At 73.9% G+C, this 24,010-nt stretch carries 23 protein-coding genes; 14 read left to right on the forward strand and 9 right to left on the reverse strand.

Annotation, left to right across the window (positions count from 1 at the left end; translation table 11 throughout):
• Window positions 1–158: 158 nt before the first annotated feature.
• The 3 genes from EDD28_RS17980 to EDD28_RS12990 form a co-directional block, all read right to left on the reverse strand.
• Complete coding sequence (locus tag EDD28_RS17980; RefSeq protein ID WP_245968077.1) at window positions 159–857, reverse strand: type II toxin-antitoxin system PemK/MazF family toxin; 699 nt, start codon at window positions 855–857, stop codon at window positions 159–161.
• Window positions 858–882: 25 nt separating this feature from the next.
• Window positions 883–2,625: a VWA domain-containing protein gene (locus EDD28_RS12985; RefSeq protein ID WP_148059624.1), complete on the reverse strand. Its 1,743-nt coding sequence runs from the start codon at window positions 2,623–2,625 to the stop codon at window positions 883–885.
• A 135-nt stretch (window positions 2,626–2,760) separates the two neighbouring features.
• Entirely contained in the window at window positions 2,761–3,219 is a 459-nt protein-coding gene (locus EDD28_RS12990; RefSeq protein WP_123740219.1) for a hypothetical protein, read from the reverse strand.
• 85 nt (window positions 3,220–3,304) lie between these two features.
• Between EDD28_RS12990 and lepA the strand changes: the two genes are divergently transcribed.
• The 4 genes from lepA (at window position 3,305) to EDD28_RS13010 (ending at window position 8,468) form a co-directional block, all read left to right on the forward strand.
• Complete coding sequence (lepA, locus tag EDD28_RS12995) at window positions 3,305–5,200, forward strand: translation elongation factor 4 (RefSeq protein ID WP_245968078.1); 1,896 nt, start codon at window positions 3,305–3,307, stop codon at window positions 5,198–5,200.
• Window positions 5,197–6,417, forward strand: a complete 1,221-nt coding sequence (gene hemW / locus EDD28_RS13000) for a radical SAM family heme chaperone HemW (RefSeq protein WP_123740221.1) — start codon at window positions 5,197–5,199, stop codon at window positions 6,415–6,417. The genes lepA and hemW overlap by 4 nt, the downstream gene beginning before the upstream one ends.
• Before the next feature lie 211 nt (window positions 6,418–6,628).
• The gene (locus EDD28_RS13005) at window positions 6,629–7,546 is read left to right on the forward strand and encodes a hypothetical protein (RefSeq protein ID WP_123740222.1); all 918 of its coding nucleotides are present in this window, start codon (window positions 6,629–6,631) and stop codon (window positions 7,544–7,546) included.
• Window positions 7,547–7,682: 136 nt separating this feature from the next.
• Window positions 7,683–8,468: a hypothetical protein gene (locus EDD28_RS13010; protein WP_123740223.1), complete on the forward strand. Its 786-nt coding sequence runs from the start codon at window positions 7,683–7,685 to the stop codon at window positions 8,466–8,468.
• Between the two features lie 55 nt (window positions 8,469–8,523).
• On the opposite strand, the gene EDD28_RS13015 is transcribed toward EDD28_RS13010, so the two are convergent.
• The gene (locus EDD28_RS13015; RefSeq protein WP_245968079.1) at window positions 8,524–9,441 is read right to left on the reverse strand and encodes a DUF3097 family protein; all 918 of its coding nucleotides are present in this window, start codon (window positions 9,439–9,441) and stop codon (window positions 8,524–8,526) included.
• A 143-nt stretch (window positions 9,442–9,584) separates the two neighbouring features.
• On the opposite strand from EDD28_RS13015, the gene hrcA reads away from it, so the two are divergent.
• The 10 genes from hrcA to EDD28_RS13065 all read left to right on the forward strand — a co-directional run bounded on the left by hrcA (window position 9,585) and on the right by EDD28_RS13065 (window position 20,101).
• Window positions 9,585–10,637 carry a heat-inducible transcriptional repressor HrcA gene (gene hrcA, locus EDD28_RS13020; RefSeq protein ID WP_123740224.1) on the forward strand — a complete coding sequence of 351 codons (1,053 nt, stop codon included), beginning with the start codon at window positions 9,585–9,587 and terminating at the stop codon, window positions 10,635–10,637.
• Between the two features lie 85 nt (window positions 10,638–10,722).
• Window positions 10,723–11,853: a molecular chaperone DnaJ gene (gene dnaJ, locus EDD28_RS13025; RefSeq protein WP_123740225.1), complete on the forward strand. Its 1,131-nt coding sequence runs from the start codon at window positions 10,723–10,725 to the stop codon at window positions 11,851–11,853.
• Window positions 11,850–12,863, forward strand: a complete 1,014-nt coding sequence (locus tag EDD28_RS13030; RefSeq protein WP_123740226.1) for a PhoH family protein — start codon at window positions 11,850–11,852, stop codon at window positions 12,861–12,863. The genes dnaJ and EDD28_RS13030 overlap by 4 nt, the downstream gene beginning before the upstream one ends.
• On the forward strand, window positions 12,860–13,312 hold the full coding sequence (gene ybeY / locus EDD28_RS13035; RefSeq protein WP_123740227.1) for an rRNA maturation RNase YbeY: 453 nt from the start codon (window positions 12,860–12,862) through the stop codon (window positions 13,310–13,312). Before EDD28_RS13030 ends, ybeY begins: the two co-directional genes overlap by 4 nt.
• Window positions 13,309–14,301: a GTPase Era gene (gene era / locus EDD28_RS13040; protein WP_123740228.1), complete on the forward strand. Its 993-nt coding sequence runs from the start codon at window positions 13,309–13,311 to the stop codon at window positions 14,299–14,301. The genes ybeY and era overlap by 4 nt, the downstream gene beginning before the upstream one ends.
• Window positions 14,302–14,305: 4 nt before the next feature.
• Window positions 14,306–16,006 carry an alpha/beta hydrolase family protein gene (locus EDD28_RS13045; protein ID WP_245968080.1) on the forward strand — a complete coding sequence of 567 codons (1,701 nt, stop codon included), beginning with the start codon at window positions 14,306–14,308 and terminating at the stop codon, window positions 16,004–16,006.
• 186 nt (window positions 16,007–16,192) lie between these two features.
• Window positions 16,193–17,959, forward strand: a complete 1,767-nt coding sequence (gene leuA, locus EDD28_RS13050; RefSeq protein WP_123740229.1) for a 2-isopropylmalate synthase — start codon at window positions 16,193–16,195, stop codon at window positions 17,957–17,959.
• A 138-nt stretch (window positions 17,960–18,097) separates the two neighbouring features.
• A complete protein-coding gene (gene recO / locus EDD28_RS13055) occupies window positions 18,098–18,841 on the forward strand; it encodes a DNA repair protein RecO (protein ID WP_123740230.1) in 744 nt (247 codons plus the stop codon).
• Window positions 18,842–18,851: 10 nt separating this feature from the next.
• Window positions 18,852–19,727, forward strand: coding sequence for an isoprenyl transferase (locus EDD28_RS13060; protein WP_425469981.1), 876 nt, complete (start codon window positions 18,852–18,854; stop codon window positions 19,725–19,727).
• On the forward strand, window positions 19,724–20,101 hold the full coding sequence (locus EDD28_RS13065) for a VOC family protein (RefSeq protein WP_211339230.1): 378 nt from the start codon (window positions 19,724–19,726) through the stop codon (window positions 20,099–20,101). Before EDD28_RS13060 ends, EDD28_RS13065 begins: the two co-directional genes overlap by 4 nt.
• A 42-nt stretch (window positions 20,102–20,143) precedes the next feature.
• Here EDD28_RS13065 and EDD28_RS13070 read toward each other — a convergent pair whose 3' ends face one another.
• The 5 genes from EDD28_RS13070 to EDD28_RS13090 are packed head-to-tail and all read right to left on the reverse strand — an operon-like array spanning window position 20,144 to window position 23,944.
• Window positions 20,144–20,668 (reverse strand): DedA family protein, encoded by a 525-nt coding sequence (locus tag EDD28_RS13070; RefSeq protein WP_123740232.1) that lies wholly within the window; start codon window positions 20,666–20,668, stop codon window positions 20,144–20,146.
• 39 nt (window positions 20,669–20,707) lie between these two features.
• On the reverse strand, window positions 20,708–21,130 hold the full coding sequence (locus tag EDD28_RS13075; RefSeq protein WP_123740233.1) for a Fur family transcriptional regulator: 423 nt from the start codon (window positions 21,128–21,130) through the stop codon (window positions 20,708–20,710).
• Window positions 21,118–22,068, reverse strand: coding sequence for a metal ABC transporter permease (locus EDD28_RS13080; RefSeq protein ID WP_123740234.1), 951 nt, complete (start codon window positions 22,066–22,068; stop codon window positions 21,118–21,120). Before EDD28_RS13080 ends, EDD28_RS13075 begins: the two co-directional genes overlap by 13 nt.
• On the reverse strand, window positions 22,068–22,940 hold the full coding sequence (locus tag EDD28_RS13085; protein WP_123740904.1) for a metal ABC transporter ATP-binding protein: 873 nt from the start codon (window positions 22,938–22,940) through the stop codon (window positions 22,068–22,070). Before EDD28_RS13085 ends, EDD28_RS13080 begins: the two co-directional genes overlap by 1 nt.
• The gene (locus EDD28_RS13090; RefSeq protein ID WP_123740235.1) at window positions 22,937–23,944 is read right to left on the reverse strand and encodes a metal ABC transporter substrate-binding protein; all 1,008 of its coding nucleotides are present in this window, start codon (window positions 23,942–23,944) and stop codon (window positions 22,937–22,939) included. Before EDD28_RS13090 ends, EDD28_RS13085 begins: the two co-directional genes overlap by 4 nt.
• Window positions 23,945–24,010 lie beyond the last annotated feature (66 nt).

Genomic DNA, 24,010 nt, shown 5'->3' on the forward strand with positions numbered 1-24,010 from the left:
CGGTTCGGCTGACTGGGTCGGCGAGGGTTCTCCAGCGGCCGGGACAAGGCGTGGGGCACCTCGGAGAAGCCACAGGGAGCGAGCCGGCCGACCCGTGCGGGCGCCAGGCTCGACCCACGATCGTACCAGTAGAACTCGGGGGCGCCCGCTACCGACCGTTACCAGCCGTGATGCTCGCGCAGGACGAGGACGACCGCGTCGAATCGGTCGCGCGGGAGCACGCCACCCTCACGCCGCACGGCCCTCGCGTCGACGAGCAGCAGCCGGTCGATCCGCACCTCGCTCGGACGCCCCTTGCGGTCCCACTCGCCGGTCCCGATGTCCATCCAGACCTTGCCGTCCCGCTGGCGGATGACGCCCCGGTCGGCGCGATCCTGCGACGTGAGCTGGATCCCGACCAGGCCGTGGCCGTCCGGGCCGCCGTGCCCGACGACGAGCATCGGACGGTCCTTGCCCTGCGTCGGGTCGTCCTCGTACGGCACCCAGCCCCAGACGATCTCGCCCGGGTCGGGGTCACCGTCGTCCTCCGGCGCGTAGGACAGGCGCGGTGCCGGCATCGTCAGCAGGTCGTACTCGATCGTTCCCAGCACGGGCGGCGGGTAGCCGCCGGCCCCGGGCGCCGCCACCTGGGGCGCGGCCTCCCGGGAGGGCGCCTCCGCCGGGATCGTGGGCGTCGCGGTCGCGGTGGGGCCGGAGCCCCGGTCCGGCGCACCCGACCCGCCCGGCGCCCCCGGCTTCGGGCCGGTGCGCGACGGACCCGGCCGGCTGCCCGGACGGGACGTGGCGGGACGGCTCGCGGGACGTGCCGGGCGGGTCAGCGCGCGGGTGACGGACGTGATCAGGTCGACGAGTCGCACGCGAACACCCTAGGACGAGCGACGTTCACGGAAACAGCAGCGTGTCACCGACGACCTGGGTGAACGCGCCGAGGAGCTGCGCGGTCGAGGTCGCGGAGTAGACCCCGCCGTCCCCGCCGTTCGCGTCCACGAGCTGCTGCATGGCCGCGGTGTCGGCCTCGCCCATGCCGAACATCATGAGGGCGACCGGTCGGTCGGGGTCGAGCTCGGAGCTGAGCGCCGCCACGGCCTCCTCCAGGCTGAGCGCCCCCGGTGCGTCCTCGTCGCGGCCGTCCGTGAACAGCAGGACCAGGTTCGTCCGCTCCGGGTCCCACGCCTCGCGCACGGCACGCACCGCGTCGACGGTCGTGGAGTTGAGCGCGGTCCCGGCGTCGCCGACGACCTGCGCCTGCGTCGCCCCGGCGATGAGCGCGTCGAGGTTCTCCCCGGTCTCGGCGATCGGGACGAGCTCGCGGTGGTGGACCCCCGGCTCCATGTCGAACGAGAACTCCCACAGCCCGACCCTCGTGATCGGGTTGAGGGTGTGGACGAGCGTGGCGAACGCCTGGGTCACCGTCTGGATGAGGGTCGTCCCACCGTCCTGCGTCGTGCGGCCCATCGAGCCGGAGACGTCGAGCACGGTGAGCGAGTTGCCGGGCAGGTTCCCCTCGCCGCCGAGCGCGAACGCCGGCCGGAGCACGGCCTCGCCGGCCGACGGCAGCGCGGGCACCTCGACGGTGCCGCGCGACCCGTCGGCGCCACCGGCGCCGCCCGCCCCGCCCGCCCCGTCGACGCCGCCCGCGCCACCGGCGCCGAGGGCGACCGTCGCGACCCCGGGGTCGACCAGCCCGGCCGCGGCCCGCGCCGCCGACCCCTCGGGCGAGGCGAGGGCCTCCAGCAGCGCGACCGCCCCCGGAAGCCCCGTGTCCCCGATCCACGGGTGCTCGAGCACCGGCGCCCCGTCCGCGGTCACGAGCACGACGCCGGTCTCCGCGGTGACGTCCCGCTGCTCCATCACCCGCACGATCCCGGGCGGCACGGGTCCGGCGACGTCGGCATCGGCGACCTCGGTCGTGGTCGCGAGGGCGCCGGCCGCCGCGGCGAGCCCGAGGTACTGGTCACCCGTCGCGGCCTGCGTCGCCGCGGACAGGAGCCCGGCCAGCGACATCGTGACGGCCGACCTCGCGTCCGGCAGCTCGACGGGCAGCCCGCCGACCGTGCCGCCGTCCCGGGCGAGCACGCCCCACGCGAGCGGCGTCCCGGCCTCGGCACCCGCCGCGGCGATCGCTCCGGCGGTGGCCGGCTCCGCCACCATGACGACGGGGCTCCACGCCGTCGACGGGGCGGCGACCGCCTGCTCGGCGCTCGCCGCGAGCGCGTACTCCCGCGAGTCCGGGATCCAGGCGTCGACCGTCCCGGCCTCGAGCAGCACCGCCCCCTCCGCGCCGCTCACGACGGTGACGTCGAGCGTGACGCAGGCGTCGTCGGCCAGCTCCTCGAGCACGGGCGCGACGGCGTCGACCGCGGCGACGCGCAGCTGCGACCGCTCGGCGCAGACGTCACCCGCGTCGACCACGCCGTCGGTGGCACCCGCACCCGCCCCGTCGGAGGGGTCGGTCGCCGACGGCCGCGCGGACGGCGACGCCGGGTCCCCGGTCGCCGCGCGGTCGCCGCCGACCGCGGTCGCGACGACGACCGTCGCCGCCGTCGACGCGACCAGCACGCCGAGTCCGATGAGTTCCGGCGTGAGCCAGCGGCGTCGTTCGGGTGTGTGCGAGTAACGACCCATGTCAGCAGCCCCCTGCGTCCGTGTCTGCGCCGAGTGCGCAGCGTCGCCGTCGAGCCTAGACCAGCCGGGGTGGTCCGGGTCGGTCCGGCTCGGTTCGAGTCGGGTGGAGGTGGGAGGGGGTCGTCCGGGTCGTCCCTACGACGACGAGACGAGCCGCGCGATCCCGACGATGAGGAACAGACCGAACGCCGCGCCGCCCGAGGCGATCGCCGCGAGCGTGTACCCGGTCAGGCCGCCGAGCCCGAGCCGGGGCATGACGGTCCGCTCGGCCCCCGGGACGATGACCTCGATCGCCTGGCCGTCGGGTGTCGTCGCGTGGACGACGTTGTCCGGGTGCTCGCCCGTCCGCTCCATCTGCGCCAGCCGCCCCAGGACCTGCGTCCGGCGGATCGCGAGCATGACGACGGGAACCGCGAGCACCGCCCCGATCCCGCGCAGCACCCACGCGCCGACCCCGTCCATGCCGAGCGTGGCCAGGAGCAGGAGGAGCACCATCGCGGCGCCGATGAGGAGCACGACGAGCGTCGGCGTCGCGATCGCTCGACTGCCGCTGCGACCGAACGAGGCCCAGTCGGGTCCCTGCTGGCTGCTCATGCACCAAGGCTCGCACACGCCGGGGCGCAATTCCCTCGCGGGTCGTGGGACCATGAGCAGTCCCCGTCCTCGTCCCGGAGTCAGCGTGCCCATTCCGTCCCGCGAGCTCGCCGCCAGCATCCTGCCGTCGGCGACGGCGCCGCACCTGCTGCGCAACTTCTGCATCATCGCCCACATCGACCACGGCAAGTCGACGCTCGCCGACCGCATGCTCCAGAAGACCGGTGCCGTCGACGAGCGGGCCATGCGCGCGCAGTACCTCGACCGGATGGACATCGAGCGCGAGCGCGGCATCACGATCAAGTCGCAGGCCGTGCGCATGCCGTGGGCCGTGATCGAGGAGGTCGACGGCCGCCCGGTCGAGCGCGCCTACGCGCTCAACATGATCGACACCCCCGGGCACGTCGACTTCACCTACGAGGTCTCCCGCTCGCTCGCCGCGTGCGAGGGCGCGATCCTCCTGGTCGACGCGGCGCAGGGGATCGAGGCCCAGACCCTGGCGAACCTCTACCTCGCCCTCGAGAACGACCTCACGATCATCCCGGTCCTCAACAAGATCGACCTGCCGGCGGCGCAGCCGGAGAAGTACGCGGAGGAGCTCGCCAACCTCATCGGCGGCGACCCCGAGGACTGCCTGCGCGTCTCCGGCAAGACCGGCGCCGGTGTCGAGGAGCTGCTCGACCGGATCGTCGCGGACATCCCGGCGCCGGTCGGCAACTCGGACGCGCCGGCCCGCGCCATGATCTTCGACTCGGTCTACGACACCTACCGCGGCGTCGTCACCTACGTCCGCGTCGTCGACGGCAACCTGCACCCGCGCGAGCGCATCCTCATGATGTCGACGGGCGCCACCCACGAGCTGCTCGAGATCGGGGTGTCCGCGCCCGAGCCGACGCCGACGAAGGGCCTCGGCGTCGGTGAGGTCGGCTACCTCATCACGGGCGTCAAGGACGTGCGCCAGTCGCGCGTCGGCGACACGGTCACGAACGCGCACAAGCCCGCGTCGGCCGAGCTGGGCGGCTACCAGGACCCGAAGCCGATGGTGTTCTCCGGGCTCTACCCGATCGACGGCTCCGACTACCCGGCGCTGCGCGACGCCCTGGACAAGCTCAAGCTCAACGACGCCGCGCTCGTCTACGAGCCCGAGACCTCGGCCGCGCTCGGCTTCGGCTACCGGTGCGGCTTCCTCGGGCTGCTCCACCTCGAGATCGTCCGCGAGCGGCTCGAGCGCGAGTTCAACCTCGACCTCATCTCGACGGCGCCGAACGTCGTCTACGAGGTCACGATGGAGGACGGCACCGGCCACGTCGTGACCAACCCGAGCGAGTACCCGGCGGGCAAGATCAAGGAGGTCCGCGAGCCGGTGGTCCGGGCGACCATCCTCACGCCGAACGAGTTCGTCGGCGCGATCATGGAGCTGTGCCAGTCCCGGCGCGGCACGATGCTCGGGATGGACTACCTGTCCGAGGACCGGGTCGAGATGCGCTACACGCTGCCGCTCGCCGAGATCGTGTTCGACTTCTTCGACCAGCTCAAGTCCCGCACGCGCGGCTACGCGTCGCTCGACTACGAGACGACGGGCGACCAGCAGGCCGACCTCGTCAAGGTCGACATCCTGCTCCAGGGCGAGACGGTCGACGCGTTCAGCGCCATCGTCCACCGGGACAAGGCGTACGCGTACGGCGTCATGATGGCCGGCAAGCTCAAGGAGCTGATCCCGCGCCAGCAGTTCGAGGTCCCGATCCAGGCGGCCGTCGGCTCCCGGATCATCGCCCGCGAGACGATCCGCGCCATGCGCAAGGACGTCCTCGCCAAGTGCTACGGCGGCGACATCTCCCGCAAGCGCAAGCTCCTGGAGAAGCAGAAGGAGGGCAAGAAGCGGATGAAGACGATCGGCCGGGTCGACGTCCCGCAGGAGGCCTTCATCGCCGCGCTCTCTTCCGACGCCCCCACGGGCAAGGACAAGGACGCGCGCAAGTGAGGCTGCCCGACGGCGAGGACGCGCCGTCGGACGGGACGCTGCCCGCCAGCGCGGCGGTCGGGGCGCACGAGCGCGACTTCGGGGTCTACCTCCACGTGCCGTTCTGCCGCGTCCGCTGCGGCTACTGCGACTTCAACACCTACACGGCGCGCGAGCTGGGCGGCGGGGCCGACCAGGACTCCTACGCGGCGACGGCGTCGGCCGAGGTGGCCCTGGCGGCGCGCGCGCTGCGCGCGAGCGGCGTCCCCGACCGTCCCGTGTCGACCTTCTTCCTCGGCGGCGGGACGCCGACGCTGCTCCCGCCGCGCGACCTCGCGGCCATGCTCGGCGCCGTCCGCGACGCGTGGGGGATCGTGGCCGGGGCCGAGATCACGACGGAGGCCAACCCCGACTCGGTCGACGCGGCGGATCTCGAGGCCCTGGCCGCCGCGGGGTTCACGCGCGTCTCGTTCGGCGTCCAGTCCTTCGTGCCCGAGGTGCTCGCGACGCTCGACCGCACGCACGACCCAGCGCGCGTCCCGCTCGTCCTGCGGTGGGCGCGCGACGCTGGCCTCTCGGTCTCGCTCGACCTCATCTACGGCACGCCGGGGGAGAGCCTCGCCGACTGGCGGGTCAGCCTCGAGGGGGCGCTCGCGCTCGAGCCGGACCACGTCTCGGCCTACGCGCTCACCGTCGAGCCCGGGACGGCGCTGCACCGCCGTGTCGCGCGCGGCGAGCTCCCGGCGCCGACGGGGGACGACGAGGCCGACAAGTACGAGCTGGCCGATGGCCTGCTCGCGGCCGGCGGGTACGACTGGTACGAGATCTCCAACTGGGCGCGCACGCCGGCCGACCGGTGCCGGCACAACCTCGCGTACTGGCGCGGCGCCGACTGGTGGGGGATCGGGCCGGGCGCGCACAGCCACGTCGGCGGCGTGCGCTGGTGGAACGTCAAGCACCCGCGCGCCTACGCCGGCCGGCTGGCCGCCGGGCGCTCGCCCGCGGCCGCGCGCGAGATCCTCGACGACGATGCCCGCGTGCTCGAGGACGTCCTGCTCGGCACGCGCCTGGCCGACGGGTACGAGCTTGCGCGCCTGCGCCCGGCCGCGCGGGCCGAGGTCGCCGGGCTGGTCCGGGACGGGCTGGCCACGCTCGACCCGGCGGACGGGGGACGGCTGCGGCTCACGCTGCGCGGGCGGCTGCTCGCCGACACGGTCGTGCACCGGCTCACCGCCTGACCTCACCGCCAGCTTCGTCGTCCGACCTCACCTCCGCCCGCCCCGCGTCCCCCCACCCCGCCGCCGCCCACCAGATGACGCGCCCCGGGCGCTTCTTGACATCGACGGTGCCGAACGGTTCAGTTGCAACGTTCAGCGGCGTTCGTCGCTGCCCGGACGTGCGGCTCCTGCCGCGCACCCCGCCCGACCCTTCGAGAGGACGAGCCCGCGCATGAGCGAGCCGATCAACCCCGACGACCAGCGTCCGTCCGAGCCGACGTCCAACCCCTACGGGGTTCCCTCGGCCGGTGAGCCGCAGCCCGGCGCGTACGGCACCCCGCCCCCGCCGGCCTCCGCGTACCCGCCCGCCGGCCCCGGTGGCTACCAGGCCGGTACCCCCGCCCCCGGCTACGGCCCGCAGGACGGCTTCCCGCCGCCCCCGCCCGTCTCCGGCTACGGCGCCGTCCCGCCCGCCGCCGACCCCAACGACATCGGTCAGTCGCTCGGCTGGGCCTGGCGCAAGTTCTCCGAGAACGCCGGCGCGCTCATCGTCTCGCACCTGCTGTGGGGCCTCGGCATCGGCGTCGTCGTCTGGATCATCGCACTCGTGGCGGTCCTCCCGTCCATGACGATCAACACCAGCACCGACGCCGGGTTCGCCGCCGCCGGCTCGCTCGGCATCGGCATGACGATCGTGCTCGGCATCGCGACGTTCGTCCTCGCCTCGCTCGCCCAGATCGGCCTCATCAACGGCTACCTGGCGATCACCGACGGCCGCAAGGTCGCGATCGGCGACTTCTTCAAGTTCCGCAACGTCGGCCAGGCCCTGATCCTCGGCCTCATCGTGGGTGTCGCCGCCGGTCTCGTGTCCTTCACCTACATCGGCTACTACGTCGTGCTGTTCTTCACGATCTACGCCATGTTCTTCGTGATCGACCGCAGCCAGAGCTTCCAGGACGCGCTCAAGAACAGCGCGCAGCTCGCGCTCAAGTTCGTCGTGCCGACGATCCTCATCCTCCTCATCGTCGGTCTCGTCGCCCCGCTCGGCGCGATCGTCTGCTTCATCGGTCTCCTCGTGACGATGCCGTGGGCCTACCTCGCGCTCACCTACCAGTACCGCCGCCTCACGGGCGGCTACGTCGCTCCCTGAGCGCCATCGCATGACGACGCCAGAGGATCCCTACGGCGCACCGCCGCCGCCCGGTCCGTACGGCAGCCCGAGCCAGCCGGGTCCCTCAGGGGGCCCGGCTGGTCCGTCTCTGCCACCCCTTCCAGCTGACCGACCCGTGCTCGACGCCGTCGGCGACGGCGTCGGCTTCGTGTCGGGCCCGCCGGTCGGCCGGTTCGCCGGCCCGCCGGGCGTCGTCCCCGTGTCGGCGACGCGGGCCGTGTCCGACGCGCTGAGCATGTTCCCGCGCGGCGTCGGCACGCTGTGCGGGCTGGTCGCGGTCGTCTGGGTGGCGCTCGCGGCGCTCAGCCTCCCGCTCCGGCTTCTCACCGGCGACCCCGGGTTCCTCGCCAACGGCGCGGTGCTCCTCGGCACGTGGTCCGGCTGGCGCACCTACCTCGTCGGTGCCGCCGCGATGCTGCTCTCCGGGCTCGTCACGGGCGTCCTCACGCTCCTCCTCGCGCGCGGCGCGCTCCGGGTGGTGCGGACGGGTGCCCTGCGGTTCGCTGACTGCTGGTCGCTGCCGCGCGGCTGGTTCGGCTACGCCGGCGTGATCGCCGTGCTCACCCTGCTGCCGGCGCTCGCGCCGGCGTCGAGCACGTCGCCCGTCTCGGTGTCGTCGGCCGTCGCCCTGGTCTGCCTGGTCGCGTCGCTCGGGCTGGCGTTCGCGCCGTTCGCGCTCTCGGACGACCCCGGCCGGGCCGGTGCCGCGATCGGCGCCTCCCTCCGTCTCGTCCGGGAGAACCTCGGCCAGACGCTCCTGCTGGCGCTGCTCTGCCTCGTGGTCCTCGCGCTGGGTGCCCTGGCGTGCTTCGTCGGCCTGGTGGTCGCGATCCCGGTGGCCGTGACCGCCTACGCCCGGCTCTACGTCGCGATCCGCGGCGAGGAGGTCGTCATCGTCTGACGGCGCCCCGGGCCCGCCGTGCGGCAAGCCCGCCGTGCGGCAAGCCCCGCCGCCGTCAGTCCCCGTCGCCGACCGTGACGAAGTCGACGAGCTCCTCGACGCGGCCGAGCAGCGCCGGCGACAGGTCGCGGTAGTCGCGGACCTGGCGCAGGATCCGGCGCCAGCCCTGCGCGACGTCGGCGGGGGAGCCGGTCGGCCAGCCCAGCGCCCGCAGCGTCCCGACCTTGATGTCGGTGCCGCGCGGCACGTCCGGCCACGCCCGCAGCCCGACCCGCTCGGGTCGCACGGCCTGCCAGACGTCGACGTACGGGTGGCCGAGCACGCGCACGTGCGCCGCGGCCGGTCCGAGAGCGCGCAGCGCGTCGTCGGCCAGACGCCGCTCCTTCGAGCCGGGCACGAGATGGTCGAGCAGGACGCCGGCCCGGCGGGTCGGCCCCGGCTGGAAGCCGGTGAGCACCTCGGCCAGGTGGTCGGCGCCCTCGAGCAGCTCGACGACGATCCCCTCCAGGCGCAGGTCGTCGCCCCAGACCTTCTCGACGAGCTCCGCGTCGTGCTTGCCCTCGACCCAGATCCGCGAGGCGCGGGCGACCCGCGCCCTCGCTCCCGCCACAGCGAGCGATCCCGACGCCGTCCGCGCACGCGGCGCCGACTCCGCCACCCGGGGCGGCCGGACCAGCCGGACGGGTGCCCCGTCGAGCCAGAACCCGGCGCCGAGCGCGAACGAGCGGCGACGCCCGGCGCGGTCCTCGAGCACGACGACGTCGCCGCCGTTCGTGCGCTCCAGCGCCATGATCTCGCCGACGAACCCGGTCGCGACGTCCTCGACCACGAGGCCGGGCACGGCGAGCTCGTCCCGCGTCGGCCGACGCGCTCCCGTCCGGACGCGCGGGTCGGCCGCCTGGCCGCGCCCGCCGCCGGCCAGCACGTCGGCCCCGTACGGGTCGCCGGGGAAGGAGAGGGTCCGATCGGTCACGTTGGAGGCTAACCCGCCCGATGTCGCGCGCGCCGGGAGGCGCGCTGGCACGCGGGCGTAGAATTGGCACTCGCGGTCGGTGAGTGCTGACCGCGCCGCGCTGCGTCGGGTGAGCGTCGGGTCAGCGTCAGCGAGGAGGAGCGATGAGCACGAAGAACCGTCGGCTCGACGTCCTGCGCGCCATCGTCTCCGACTACGTCTCGACCCAGGAGCCGGTCGGCTCGCGCGCGCTCGTCGAGCGGCACGCACTGGGCGTCTCCCCGGCGACCATCCGCAACGACATGGCCGCGCTGGAGCAGGAGGGGTACATCGCCCAGCCGCACACGTCGGCCGGGCGGATCCCGACGGACGCCGGCTACCGGCTCTTCGTCGACCACCTCGCGGCGCTCAAGGCGCTCAGCCCGGCCGAGCGGCGCGCGATCGAGACCTTCCTGTTCGAGGCGGTCGACCTCGACGACGCGGTCGAGCGCACCGTGCGGCTCCTCGCGCAGCTCACGCAGCAGGCGGCGGTCGTGCAGTACCCGTCGCTGCGCCGCTCGGCGCTGCGCCACCTCGAGGTGGTGCCGCTGGCGAACGGCCGCGTCATGACCGTCATCATCACCGACTCCGGCCGCGTCGAGCAGCGCACCGTGACGCTGCCGGACGGCGCCGCGGCGCCGGACGAGGCCGAGGTGGCCGACCTGCGGGTCCGGTTCAACGTCGCCGCGGCCGGCCGGCGGATGCCCGAGCTCGGGCTCAGCCTGCGCGCGGTCCCGGACGTCGTGGCGCCCGGCGTCGCGGAGCTCGCCCGACAGATCGCCGAGGTCGTCGTCGAGACGCTCACGGAGGAGGTCGAGGACCGCCTCGTCATGGCGGGCCACAGCCACCTCACGCGCTCGCCGCTCGACTTCTACCACGGCCTCCAGCCCGTCCTCGAGGCGCTGGAGGAGCAGGTCGTCCTCATGAACCTGCTCGCCGACGTCGCGTCGGAGGGCGAGGCGGGCGGCGACGTCACGGTGCGGATCGGCGCCGAGAACGGCTACTCCCCGCTCGCGCACGCGTCGCTCGTCGCTGCCCCCTACGGCCGCGAGGGCACGGGGGACGCGCTCGCCTACCTCGGCGTGCTCGGGCCGACCCGGATGGACTACCCCGGCACCATGGCGGCCGTGCGAGCCGTCGCACGCTACCTGTCCCGATTCGTCTCGCCGCTCGAGTGAGCCCCGACTACCCGGCCGCTCGCCCGACCGACGCCACCAGCTCGACCGACCGTCCGTTCCCTCGCACTACAGGAGCCCATCGCTCGTGACCGACTACTACGAGATCCTCGGCGTCTCGCGTGACGCCACCACCGAGGAGATCAAGCGCGCCTACCGGAAGCTGGCGCGCCAGTACCACCCGGACGTCGCCGGCGAGGAGTCCGCCGAGAAGTTCAAGGAGGTGACGATGGCGGCCGAGGTCCTCACGGACCCGGAGAAGCGCCGGATGTACGACCTCGGTGGACCCTCGGCGTTCGGCGCCGGCGGAGCCGGCGGCCCCGGGATGGGCGGCTTCGGCTTCGGCGACCTGTTCGAGACGCTGTTCAACACGGCCGGCGCGACGGCCCGCGGCCCCGTTCCGCGCTCGCGGCGCGGCCAGGACGCGCTCGTGCGGATCGACCTCGACCTGGCCGAGGCCGCGTTCGGCGTGCACCGGGACCTCACGGTCGAGACGGCCGTCGTGTGCGGCACGTGCCACGGCTCCTGCGCGCGCCCGGGCACCTCGCCGCGGCCGTGCAGCGTGTGCGGCGGCCGCGGCATGGTCCAGCGCGTGGCGCGCTCCTTCCTCGGCAACGTCATGACGCAGGCGCGCTGTGACGCCTGCCAGGGCTACGGCTCGACGATCCCCGAGCCCTGCCTCGAGTGCTCCGGCGAGGGCCGCGTCCGCACGCGGCGGACGATCGGCGTCGACGTGCCGGCCGGCGTCGAGACCGGGTCGCGGATCAAGCTGACCGGGCAGGGCGAGGTCGGTCCGGGTGGCGGTCCCGCCGGTGACCTCTACGTCGAGGTGCGCGAGCTCCCGCACCCGGTGTTCACGCGCCGCGGCGACGACCTGCACTGCACCGTGAGCCTGCCCATGACGGCGGCGGCGCTCGGGACGGTGCTGACGGTCGAGTCGCTCGACGGCCAGCTCGACCTCGACATCGCGCCCGGCACGCAGCCGGACGAGGTGCTGACGCTGCGCGGCAAGGGCATGGGCCGGCTGCGCGGGCACGGCCGCGGGGACCTGCACGTCCACCTCGACGTCCAGGTGCCGACCAAGCTCGACGAGCGCCAGCAGGAGCTGCTGCGCGAGCTCGCCGGGCTGCGCGGCGAGGAGTCGCCGGCCGCGCGCCTGGCCCCCGTCGGGGCCGGGATGTTCGCCCGGTTGCGCGACAAGCTGGCGGGGCGCTCGTGACGGCGCAGCCGGGCGGCGGCTCGGGGCAGCCGGGCGCGGAGTCGCGCACGCCGGTGGTGCACCGGCTCGAGCTCGCCGACGGCGTCGACCCGCGCGCGCTCCTGGGGCCGGCCGACGAGGTGCTGCGCGCCGTCGAGCGCGGGTTCCCCGCCGTCGACGTGCACGCCCGCGACCGCCTGCTCACGCTCGAGGGCCCGCGCGGCGAGGTGGAGCTGGCCGCGCGCCTGCTCGAGGAGCTGTCGCAGATCTCGATGGCGGCCCAGCCGCTGTCCGCCGACGCCGTCGACCGCGCGATCGCCATGCTGCGCTCGCCGGCCGCGACGTCGCCGGCGAGCGTCATGACGACGAACATCCTCTCGGCGCGCGGCAAGACGATCCGCCCCAAGACCGTCGGGCAGAAGGAGTACGTCGAGGCGATCGACCGCAACACGGTCACCTTCGGCATCGGCCCCGCCGGAACGGGCAAGACCTACCTCGCGATGGCGAAGGCCGTCCAGGCGCTCCAGAACAAGGAGGTCTCGCGCCTCCTCCTCACGCGTCCGGCGGTCGAGGCGGGGGAGCGGCTCGGCTTCCTGCCCGGCACGCTCACCGAGAAGATCGACCCCTACCTGCGCCCGCTCTACGACGCGCTGCACGACATGCTCGACCCGGACTCGATCCCGCGGCTCATGGCCTCCGGCGTCATCGAGGTCGCGCCGCTGGCGTACATGCGCGGTCGGACGCTGAACGGCGCGTTCATCGTGCTCGACGAGGCCCAGAACACCAGCCCCGAGCAGATGAAGATGTTCCTCACCCGCCTCGGCTTCGGCTCGAAGATGGTGGTGACGGGCGACGTGACGCAGGTCGACCTGCCGGGCGGGACCCGCTCGGGGCTGCGCGTGGTGACCGAGATCCTCGACGGGATCGACGACATCGCGTTCTGCCGCCTCACCTCGGCCGACGTCGTGCGCCACCGCCTCGTCGGCGACATCATCGACGCCTACGCTCGGTGGGACAAGGAGGACCGGTGAGCATCGAGATCAGCAACGAGACCGAGTACCCGGTCGACGAGACCGAGTTCGCGGCGCTCGGGCGCTACGTGCTCGACCAGATGCACGTGCACCCGCAGGCCGAGCTGTCGATCATCTTCGTCGACGTCCCGGCCATGACCGAGCTCCACGTGCGGTGGATGGACGAGCCCGGGCCGACCGACGTCATGTCCTTCCCGATGGACGAGCTTCGTCCGGGGACGGAGGACTCGCCGAGCGCCGAGGGGATCCTCGGCGACATCGTCGTCTGCCCCGAGGTCGCGACCGCGCAGGCCGCGGCCGCCGGGCACTCGGCCGGCGAGGAGATGCTCCTCCTCGTGACGCACGGCATCCTCCACCTGCTCGGGTTCGACCACGCCGAACCCGAGGAGCGCGAGGAGATGTTCGAGCTCCAGCGCACCCTCCTGCTCACCTTCCTGGCGACGCGATGAGCGACGAGACGACCGACCCGACGGGCGACGCGGGCGGCTACGTCCCGCTGACCTTCCCGACGGTCGAGGACCCGGAGACCTACCGCGCGGGGTTCGCCTGCATCGTCGGGCGACCCAACGCCGGGAAGTCGACGCTCGTCAACGCGCTCGTCGGCACCAAGGTCGCGATCACGTCCGGTCGCCCGCAGACGACGCGGCACACGATCCGCGGCATCGTCAACCGGCCCGACGCCCAGCTCGTGCTCGTCGACACCCCGGGCCTGCACCGGCCGCGGACCCTCCTCGGCACGCGGCTCAACGACCTCGTCGTCGGCACGCTCGCCGAGGTCGAGGTCGTCGGCTTCTGCCTTCCCGCCGACCAGAAGATCGGACCGGGCGACGACTTCATCGCGCGCATGCTCGAGGGGGTGAGCACCCCCGTCGTCGCGATCGCGACGAAGGCGCAGACCGTCGAGCCCTCCCGCCTGATCGAGCACCTCATCGACATCGAGGAGCTGGGCCGGGCGCACGCGGCGGACGGGTTCGCCGCCATCGTGCCGGTGAGCTCGCTCGAGGCGTACCAGGTGGACGTCGTGGCCGAGGTCCTGTGCTCGTTCCTGCCGGTCAGCCCGCCGCTCTACCCGGAGGGCGAGCTGACCGACGAGCCCGAGCAGGTCATGGTCGCGGAGCTCGTCCGGGAGGCGGCGCTCGAGGGTGTGCGGGACGAGCTGCCGCACTCCCTCGCCGTCGTCGTGGAGGAGATCAGCCCGCGGCCCGGCCGGCCGGAGGGCAAGGAGCTGCTCGACGTCCAGGTCATCATCTACGTCGAGCGGGACTCGCAGAAGGCCATCGTCATCGGCCGGGGCGGCTCGCGCCTGCGCGAGGTCGGCACCCGCGCCCGCGCGGGGATCGAGGCGCTGCTCGGCACGCGCGTCTACCTCGATCTCCACGTCAAGGTGGCCAAGGACTGGCAGCGCGACCCGAAGCAGCTCCAGCGGCTGGGGTTCTGACGGCGTGGAGCTGAGCACGCCGCGACTCGACCGGGTCCGGGAGCGGTTCGCCCCCGGGACGCTCGCGCGCTCCCGCTGGCGGCTCGCGGTGTGGACGCTCGTCGTGGTGCTCGCCTACGCGGTGGTCGGCGTCCTCGCCGGTCCGCGGTGGAACCCGGAGCCCGTCAGCACCAGCGTGCAGCCCGAGACGGAGTCGGTCTCCGTGCTCGGCAGCACGCCCGGAACCGTGCTCGGCCGGTACGACACGGTGAGCCGGCTCGTCGACCTCCAGCTCGACGGCGCCACGACGCAGGTGCTCATCGTCTCCCCGCTCGGTGTCCCCGAGCCGCTCGCCGATGCCGGCCTGCCGGCCGCGGTCTTCCTCCACGGCGCCGGGACCGGCCTGGCCGAGTCCTTCGCGGAGCACGCCCAGGCCCTCGCGTCGGCCGGCGTCGTCGCCGTCGTGCCGAGCAAGCGGCTCGACACGTACACGACGACGCACCGCGACTACGTCGCGATGGCGGCCGACTACGCGCGCAGCGTCCAGCTCGCGCGCGAGCTGCCCGAGGTCGACCCCGCCCGCGTCGGCCTCTACGCCGAGAGCGAGGGGACGTGGATCGCGCCGATCCTGGCCGTCGACGACCCCGCGATCGCGTTCGTCGCGCTCGTCTCGGCCCCGGTCGTGACGCCGCGCGAGCAGGGGGCCTTCGCCGTCGACGCCTACCTACGCGAGGTCGGCGTCCCCCGCTCCTTCCTGCGCGCCATCCCGCGAGCCACCGGCGCCCACCTGCCCGGCGGCATCCTCGCCTACGCGGACTTCGACGTCCTGCCCTACCTGCGCGAGCTGACCCAGCCCGTGTTCATGGCGTACGGGACGCAGGATGCCTCCATGCCGACCGTCCAGGGCCCGCAGATCGTGGCCGGCGCACTGCCCGGCGGCGTCGAGCAGCTCATGGTGCGCTACTACGCCGACGCGAACCACGGCATCCGGATCGGGTCGAGCACGGACCCCGTGGTGCCGGACTTCCTCGCCGGGCTGGCGGCCTGGATGATCGACCCGGTCGCCGCGCAGGCCGCCGGTCCGGTCGTGGCCGGGGCCACCCCGCGGCAGGTCCACATGGCCTCGGCCGTCCCGCAGCCGCGCTGGTACGCCGACGGCGAGATGCTCCTGCGCGTCCCCGGCATCTCGGCCGCGGTGGTGATCGGCGGGTTCCTCGTCGTCCTCGCCGGCGCGATCATCGGTCGCGCGCAGTCCTCGCGGGGGCTGCGCGCCTTCCTCGTGCCCCGCCGACGCGGCCCGCTGGAGGTGCCCGCGTCCGTCCGCGCGCCCGTCGTCGCCGCGGTCCGGTTCTCCGTCGTGACGCTGGTGCTCCTCGTCGCGCTCGTCGCGTACATCGTCGCGGTGGCGCAGCTCGCGCTCGACTACTCCCGCAACGGCTGGGTCGTCTGGGGCGGCTGGGCGCTCGTCCAGCTCCTCGCGGTGGCGTGCGCGCTGTGCGCCGTGCTCACGGTGCGGGCGCTCGTCCGGCACGCGCGCGCGCGTCAGGAGGCGGCCGAGGAGTGGGAGGCGGCGCTCGAGGCGGGCGAGGTCACCGGGCCGCGCCCCGGTGCCGTCGCCCGGGCGGCGTCGGGCGTGCGCGAGGCGGGCTGCTGGGCGATCCTGCTCGGCGCCGGCGGCCTCCTGTTCGTCGCGGCCTACTGGGGCGCCTTCTCGCCGATCTCCTGACCCGAGCGCGGCGGGCGACGCCGGGTGCGTTAGGGTGAACGGGTGCGAACCGCGACACCGCCAGCGCCTCGGCCGACCTCCGGCCTCCTCCTTCGGTGCCGCGACGAGGCCAACTGACGGCCGGCTCCTCGTCGCGGCGATTGTGATGCGCCCGGCCGGCACGTTCGCACCGACACCGAGGACGCCATGAACACCACCGCCGGCAACGTTCCCGCTCGCCCCGCCGCGAGCCCCATGCCACTGACGAAGTACCGCCCGTTCCACCGGGTCAACGGCATCGACCTGCCCGACCGCACGTGGCCCAGCCGCGTCATCACGCAGGCGCCCCGCTGGCTCTCCACCGACCTGCGCGACGGCAACCAGGCGCTCATCGAGCCGATGGACCCCGCGCGCAAGCACCAGATGTTCGACCTGCTGGTCCGGATGGGCTACAAGGAGATCGAGGTCGGCTTCCCGTCGGCCAGCCAGACGGACTACGACTTCGTCCGCTCGCTCATCGAGACCGACTCGATCCCGCAGGACGTGACGATCTCGGTCCTCACCCAGGCCCGGACCGACCTCATCGAGCGCACCGTCCAGTCGCTCAAGGGCGCGCACCACGCGACGGTGCACCTCTACAACGCGACGGCTCCCGTGTTCCGCAACGTCGTGTTCCGCACGGACCGCGCCGGGACCAAGGAGATCGCGACGTCGGGGACGCGCGACGTCATGGACTTCTACGCGAAGTACCTGGACGGGGACGACATCGTGCTCGGCTACGAGTACAGCCCCGAGATCTTCATCGACACCGAGATCGACTTCGCGCTCGAGGTCTGCGAGTCCGTCATGGACGTGTGGGAGCCGGAGGCGGGGCGCGAGATCGTCCTCAACCTGCCCGCGACCATCGAGCGCGCGACGCCGAACGTCTACGCCGACCAGATCGAGTGGATGTCGCGGCACCTGTCGCGGCGCGAGTTCGTGTGTCTCTCGGTCCACCCGCACAACGACCGGGGGACCGCCGTCGCGGCGGCCGAGCTGGCCGTCATGGCCGGCGCCGACCGGATCGAGGGCTGCCTGTTCGGCCAGGGCGAGCGCACCGGGAACGTCGACCTGGTGACGCTGGGGATGAACCTCGTCTCCCAGGGCGTCGACGCCGGCATCGACTTCTCGGACATCGACGACGTGCGCCGCACGGTCGAGCACTGCACGCAGATGGACGTCCACCCGCGCCACCCGTACGGCGGGGACCTCGTCTACACGGCCTTCTCCGGCTCGCACCAGGACGCCATCAAGAAGGGCCTGACCAAGCGCGCCGAGGATGTGGCGGCCGCGCTCGGCGACGAGGGCGCCGTGCCGTGGGACGTGCCGTACCTGCCGGTCGACCCGCGCGACGTCGGCCGCTCCTACGAGGCCGTCATCCGGGTCAACAGCCAGTCCGGCAAGGGCGGCATCGCCTACCTCATGTCGACCGAGCGTCACCTGGACCTGCCGCGTCGGCTGCAGATCGAGTTCTCCCGGATCGTCCAGCAGCACACGGACACCGGCGGCGGCGAGGTCACGGCCGACGACCTGTGGCGGATCTTCGTCGACGAGTACCTGCCGGCCCCCGAGGGCTCAGGGCTCGAGCCGTGGGGCCGGTTCGCGCTGCGCGGCACCCGGGTGACCTCGCCGGGCGACGGCTCGGGGGAGAAGCTGCGGGTCCACCTCGTCGACGAGGGCCAGGAGCACGAGATCACCACGCACGGCAACGGCCCGATCGACGCGTTCACCGCGGCGCTGGCCGAGCGCGGGATCGACGTCGCCGTCATGGACTACGCGGAGCACGCGCTCTCGGAGGGCGGCGACGCGGTGGCGGCCGCGTACATCGAGGCCGAGGTCGAGGGCCAGGTGCTCTGGGGTGTCGGCATCGACCCGTCCATCACGACGGCGTCGTTCAAGGCGATCGTCTCCGCCGTCAACCGCGCCGTGCGCTGACCCGTCCGTCCCGCCGAGCGCGGATCCCGGTGCCCGACGCGGTGCCGGGACCCGCGCTCGGCCGGCACGGCTCGCTCCCGCTCGGCGGGAACGGCGTGGCCGCGGGTGGATGTCGGTGGTGTGGGGGATGATGCTCTGGTGAGTCGGACGTACCGGGACGAGGCGGTGGTGCTGCGCACCCATGACCTCGGCGAGGCCGATCGCATCCTCACGCTCCTCACGCGGGAGCACGGGCAGGTCCGCGCCGTCGCGAAGGGCGTGCGCCGCACCCAGAGCCGGTTCGGGGCGCGGCTGGAACCGTTCGGCGTCATCGACGTGCAGATCCACCCCGGCCGCAGCCTCGACATCGTGACGCAGGTGGACACGCTGGCCCCGCACGGGCGCGAGCTCATGGCGGACTACTCGCTGTTCACCACGGCGACCGCCATCGTGGAGACCGCCGCCCGGCTGACGGAGGAGGAGCGCGAGGCCTCCCCCCAGCAGTACCTCCTGCTGACCGGGGCGCTGGCGGCGCTGGCCAGGCGGCGGCACGCCGCGACCCTCGTGCTCGACTCCTACATCCTGCGCGCGCTCGCCGTCGCGGGCTGGGCGCCGAGCTTCGCCGAGTGCGCGCAGTGCGGCAGCGACGGCCAGCTCCGCGCCTTCTCCGCCCCGATGGGCGGCGCCGTGTGCGGTGACTGCCGCCCGCCGGGCTCGGCCGCGCCGGCCCCGGAGACGTTCGAGCTGCTCGGGGCCCTGCTCTCGGGCGACTGGGACGTGGCCGACGCGAGCCACGAGCGCAGCCGCCGGGAGTCCTCGGGCCTCGTCGCCGTCTTCCTCCAGTGGCACCTCGAGCGCCAGCTCCGCTCGCTGCGCCACGTCGACCGCGGGCACGTCGCGTGAGGGGCCGCGTGTGAGAGGGCTGCGGCGCCGTCAGGACCTGACCTGGCAGCCGCACGAGCCCGTGCCGCCCCCGTCGCTGCCCGGTGGCGAGCGACCGCCGGCGATCCCGGCCGGAGCCGTCCCGCGGCACGTCGCGCTCGTCATGGACGGCAACGGCCGCTGGGCGAACGCGCGGGGTCTCCCGCGCACCGAGGGCCACGCCGCGGGGGAGGCCGTCCTGCTCGACGTCGTCGCCGGCGCGATCGAGCTCGGCGTCTCGCACGTGAGTGCCTACGCCTTCTCCACCGAGAACTGGAAGCGCAGCCCCGAGGAGGTGCGCTACCTCATGGGGTTCAACCGGGACGTGCTGCGCCGCCGCCGGGACATCATGAACGACTGGGGCGTGCGCGTGCGCTGGGCCGGGCGTCGGCCGCGGCTGTGGCGCAGCGTCATCAGCGAGCTCGAGGCGGCCGAGGAGCTGACGTCCGGCAACACGACGTGCACGCTCACGATGTGCGTCAACTACGGCGGACGGGCCGAGCTGGTCGACGCGATGCGCGGGATCGCGCGAGAGGTCGCCGCCGGACGTCTCGACCCGGACCACATCTCCGAGCGGACCGTCGCGCGCCACCTGGACGAGCCGGACATGCCGGACGTCGACCTGTTCATCCGGACCGGCGGCGAGCAGCGCGCGAGCAACTTCCTGCTCTGGCAGTCCGCGTACGCCGAGTTCGTGTTCCTCGCCAAGCCCTGGCCGGAGGTCGATCGCCGCGACCTGTGGCGCGCCGTCGAGCAGTACGCGGCCCGGGACCGCCGGTACGGGGGAGCGACCGACGCGGTCTCGTCCCCCGGGACGGCGCCGAACGGCTTCCCCAGCGCGTCGTCGGAACGTAGCGTTGAGCCATGAGCGCAGACGTGACCTTCGGTCTCGGCATGATCACCACGGACTCCACCGACCCGCTGCCGCTGGCGCGCTGGTGGACCGAGCTGCTCGGCGGTGAGGTGGTGGCCGAGAACGACGGCTGGTTCGTCATCGTCGCCAGCCCCGTCGCCACGCTGGCCTTCCAGAAGGTCGACGAGGTGACCCCGGGGAAGAACCGGATCCACCTCGACCTGGGCGTCGAGGGCGGGGGAGACGAGGGGCTCGAGGCCGCGGTCCGTCGCGTCGTGTCCTCCGGCGGCAGCCTCGTCGCCGAGCACGTCGAGAACGACTTCCGCTGGATCACGGTCGCCGACCCCGAGGGCAACCAGTTCTGCCTCGCGCCGGCCGCGCAGGACTAGCCGGAGCCGGCGTCCGCCCGGACGCCCGGACGACCTGACCGGTCAGCCGCGCGGGTCGTCCGGCCGCGGGCGACGCAGCCGGAGCACGACGAGGACGCCGACCGCGACCACGGCGAGGACGACGGCGGCGAGCCCCCACGGGGAGCCGGCGGCGGCCGAGACGATGGCGAGGAACGCGGCGAGCCCGATCGTCGCGTAGATGAACGCCCACGCGACGCAGCCGGGGACCATGAAGAGCGTGTAGCGCAGCCAGGGCATCCGGACCAGCCCGGCCGCGGCGTTGACGACCGTCTGCAGCCCGACGGTGAAGAACGAGAGCGTCACCGCCAGGGGACCCCACCGGTGCAGCAGCGCGATCGCCCGCACCACGCCGGGGCCCTCGGTGATCCGGCGGACGGCGGGGCGGGTGCGCGCACCGGCGGCGACCCCCCGGCCGAGCCAGTACGTCCCCTGCGCGCGGAGCAGGACGATGAGGAAGAGCGCGGCCACGGCGATGCCGAACGGGAAGTCGGCCATGCCGTACGCCGCGAGCACCGACTCCTCGGCGAGCACCACCGCCCCGGTCATCCGACCCAGCTCACACCCGGCCCACGGTTCACGCGTGGCTCACGCGCGCGCGGAGCACGCCGGGCAGAGCCCGAACAGCTCGACGGTGTGCTCGACGTCCGTGTACGCGTGCTGCGCGCCGAGCGCGTTGACCCAGCCCTCGACGGTGCGGGCGTCGAGCTCGACCGTCGCGCCGCAGGAGCGGCAGACGAGGTGGTGGTGGTGCACGCGCAGCTCGCACCGGCGGTAGCGCGTCTCGCCGTCGGGGCCGCGGATCGCGTCGATCTCGCCGGTCTCGGCCATCCCCGCGAGCGCGCGGTAGACGGTCGCCAGCCCGATGCGCTTGCCGGTGGAGCGCAGGAGCTCGTGGAGCTGCTGCGCTGAGCGGAAGTCCTCGACCGACCCGAGCACCTCGGCGATGGCGCGTCGCTGCGTCGTCATGCGCTGGGGCTGGCCGACCGCGTGGCCGCTCAGGTCCGGCATGCCTCCCCCTGTTCTCCGTCGGCATCGTCGTGGTCTCGGAGGTGGACGTCGTCCACCTCCGAGGGTGGTGCCCCGTCGTCGCCCGGCGCGGTGAGCCGGGCGCGGCGGTGGTGCGCCACCGCGGACGCGATCGCGTAGAGCGCGATCGCGAGCACCACGATGAGGGCGCCCGGTGGCAGGTCGTAGGCGTAGGTGAGGCACAGTCCCGCGATGGAGACGACCACACCGATGCCGCTGGCCCATGCCATCGTACGGGAGAACGAGCGGGCGAACGCCTGGGCGGTGGCGACCGGGACGATCATGAGCGCCGAGACGAGCAGGAGGCCGACGACGCGCATCGCGACCGTCACGGTGACGGCGGCCAGCGCGGCGAGGAGCGACGTGAGGAGCTGGACCGGCAGACCCGAGGCGCGCGCGAAGTCCTCGTCGTTGCTCACGGCGAACAGCGGTCCGCGCAGCCCGATCCCCACGGCGAGCACGAGCAGCGCGAGGCCGGCGGTCCAGACCAGGTCGCCCGTCGAGACGGTCGCGATCGAGCCGAACAGGTAGCTCATGAGGTTGGAGCTCGTGCCCCCGGCGATCTGGATGAGCAGGACGCCGCCGGCGATGCCGCCGTAGAACAGGATGGCGAGGGCGACGTCCCCCGTGATGCGGCCCTTGGCGCGCACCCACTCGATCGCGACGGCGCCGAGCACGGCCGCCACCATGGCCCCGGGCAGGGCCAGCACGTCGCGGGGGGTCAGCCCGACGACCGCGCCGACGAGCCAGCCGGCCGCGACGCCCGTGAGGGCGATGTGGCCGATGCCGTCGCCGAGCAGCGCGAGCCGGCGCTGGACGAGGAACGTCCCGACCACCGGCGCGGCGGCGCCGACCAGGACGGCCGCGACGAGCGCCCGCTGCATGAGCTGGGACGTGAGGATCTCGACGATCATCTCCATCACTCCTCGCCCCCCATCGCGTCGGGCGCGACGTCCGAGAGGCCGATGACGGGCTCCGCGCGGTACGGCTCGGCGTGCGGGTGGGCGTGCTCGTGCACGTGCCCGGGCGCCCCGCCGTGACCCGGGTGGGCCGGCGGGAGCTGCCCGTCGTGGACGACGCGGCCGTGCCGCAGCACGACGGCGCGGTCGAGCAGGGGGGCGAACGCCTCGGTCTCGTGGAGCACGACGAGCACGGACGTGCCCGCGGCGCGCATCCGCCCGATCGTGGCGACGAACGCCTCGATCGTGGCGAGGTCGATCCCCGTGGTCGGCTCGTCCAGGACGAGCAGGTCCGGCCGGCGGACGAGCGCCCGGGCGATGAGCACCCGCTGGTGCTGCCCGCCGGAGAGCTCCTGGACCGGTCGGTCGGCCGCGTGGGCCAGGTCCATCGCGGCGAGGGCCTCCAGCGCCGCGTCGCGCGTCGCGCGACGCCAGCGCCCGCCGAACAGCCCGCGTCGCGCCCCGTCGGACAGCGCGCCGGCGCGGACGACCTCGAGCGCCGTCGTCGGCACGCCGGTCGCCGCCGCCTGGCGCTGCGGGACGTACCCGATCCGTGGCCACGGCGCGTCGCCCTGTCGATCACCGAACAGCTCGACCCGCCCGGCGGCGAGCGGCACGATGCCGAGGCACGCCTTGACGAGGGTCGACTTGCCCGACCCGTTGGCGCCGAGCAGCGCGACGACCTCCCCGGCACCGACCGTGAGGTCGACGCCGGAGAGGATCCGGCGACCCGAGAGCACGACGGAGACGTCGCGCGCGGCCAGCGCCGGCGTCGCGGATCCGGGGACAGCCGCTGAGGCGGACGTCGCGCGCGCCCCGGACGCGGCGGTCACGAGCACCCGAGGGCGTCGCGCAGGGTCGCGAGGTTGTCCTCGGCGAGGCCGACGAGGTCGGTGCCCGGCTCGGCGGCCGTCAGCTCGTCGAGGTGGTCGACCCGCAGGCCGAGGTCCTCCGCGAGGACGTCCGCCACCTTCGGGTTGGAGGTGCCGGGGAAGAACACGACCGTCGCCCCCTCGGCCACGGCGATCTTGCTCACCTCGGCGATGCGGGCGGGGGAGGGCTCGGTCTCCGAGTCGATGCCGCCGATCCCGATCTGCTCCAGCCCGTACGCGTTCGCGACGTAGCCGAACGACGGGTGCGTGATGAGGAACGCGGTGCTCGAGCAGCTCGCGAGCCCGTCGCGGTACGCGGTGTCCAGCTCGGCGAGCCGCGTGCTCACCGCCGCCGCGCTCGCCTCGTACTCGGCGGCGCCGTCCGGGTCGATCTCGGCCAGCGCCGCCCCGATCGCCTCGGCGACCTTCGGCAGCTCCGGGATCGCGAGCCACGTGTGCGTGTCGAAGTCGCCGTGGTCGTGCTCGTCGTGATCCGCGTCGCCGTCGTGCTCGTCCGCCTCGCCCTCGCCCTCGTGCTCGTCCTCGTCGTGCTCGTCGTCGTGTGCGACGGCCGGCAGCAGCGTCACGATGTCGGCGACGTCCACGACGACTCCGGGCGTGTTCTCCGCGAGAGCGTCGTCGACGGCGGCTGCGGCGCCCCGGGTGACGACGGCGAGGTCGGCCCGGCCGAGCTGGTCGACCTGGCGGGGGGAGAGCTCGAACGAGTGGATCTCCCCGCCCGGGGGCATGAGCTGGGTGACGTCGACGCGGTCCCCGCCGATCTCCTCGACCAGCCAGGTGAACGGGTAGAGCTCCGTCACCACGTTCACCGTCGCGTCACCGGAGCCGCCCGAGCCGCCCGAGCCGCACGCAGTGAGCGTGCCGGCGGCGACGGTGGTGGCGATCGCGACTGCCGCGAGGCGGCGGAGGGGGCGGTGGGAGGACGAGCGGGGCGGAGCAGACATGATAACGATTCTCAGGACTGTCGAGAACCCTTGTCAAACCGAGGGCGCCCGACGTGCGCGGACTCA

It is taken from the genome of Salana multivorans (assembly GCF_003751805.1).
GTDB lineage: Bacteria > Actinomycetota > Actinomycetes > Actinomycetales > Beutenbergiaceae > Salana > Salana multivorans.